Annotated in this window: 1 protein-coding gene; it reads left to right on the top strand. The window is 73.0% G+C overall.

The genetic code is table 11. The features are described 5' to 3' along the window. A partial coding sequence (locus tag ABQ292_RS26585; RefSeq protein ID WP_369210701.1) for a transposase family protein occupies positions 1–537 on the top strand: 537 nt, incomplete at its 5' end. Between the last annotated feature and the right edge of the window lie 368 nt (positions 538–905).

Genomic DNA, 905 nt, shown 5'->3' with positions numbered 1-905 from the left:
CTGGCCGATCGACCGCGCCGGCGGGCGGTCGGCGCCGGTGCAAGGCACCGGCTGGTGTTCCTCGACCGGTTGCTGGCCACCTTGGTGCACCTGCGCCACGCAGTCACTCACGACGTGCTGGCCTGCTGGTTCGGGGTCTCCCGCTTCACGATCACCCGGGCGGTCGGCGAGGTGCGCCCGCTGCTGGCCGAGCGCTGCTGCACCGTCGCCGGCGGGATCCGGCTGCGCACCCTGGCCGACGTGGTCGCCCACCTGGGCGCCAGCGGGCAGCTCGGCCTGCTCGATGCCACCGAGGTGCGGGTGCGCCGCCCGGCGGCCCACCGGGCCGGTCGGCAGCGGTTCGTCTCGGGCGAGGCCCGCGCCAACACCGTCAAGGCGCTGGTGATCACCGACGCGCAGGGGCGGCTGCTGTTCTGCGGACAGACCCGCCCGGGCTCCATCCATGATTTGACCCAGGTCCGCCAGGCCGGCCTGGTCGAACTGCTGGCCCTCGTCCCTGGCGTCAGCCTGCTCGCCGACGCCGGCTACCGGGCCTGAGCACCCAGACCGCCGGCGCGGTCATCACCCCGCGGCCGGCCCGGCGGAAGAACCAGATCCCGGTCTTTCCCGCCGTCGCCGCGGCGCACGAGGCCGAGCGCAGGGCTCATTCGTCGCAGCGGATCCACGTCGAGCACGGCATCAGCCACCTGAAGAACTGGCGAGCCCTCTCGCGTCACCTCGGCCGACGCGAACACCTGGAGACGATGCTGCCCGCGGTCGCCGGACTGGTCTCCAGTCAGGAACGAGCCGCACAACCTGACCGGCTTCCCCGCCCGCGAGCGCTCCTGGCTGGCACCGCCGCGTGATCGAACTGGCCCCGAATAGGTCGGCTACGGCCCGCGGCTAACCATGCACGAGGTCGTAAG

Source organism: Geodermatophilus maliterrae, from assembly GCF_041018925.1.
GTDB classification, from domain to species: Bacteria; Actinomycetota; Actinomycetes; order Mycobacteriales; family Geodermatophilaceae; genus Geodermatophilus; species Geodermatophilus maliterrae.
The sequence above is the reverse complement of the archived record's forward strand: the minus strand, read 5'-3'. Positions and strand labels throughout refer to the sequence as shown.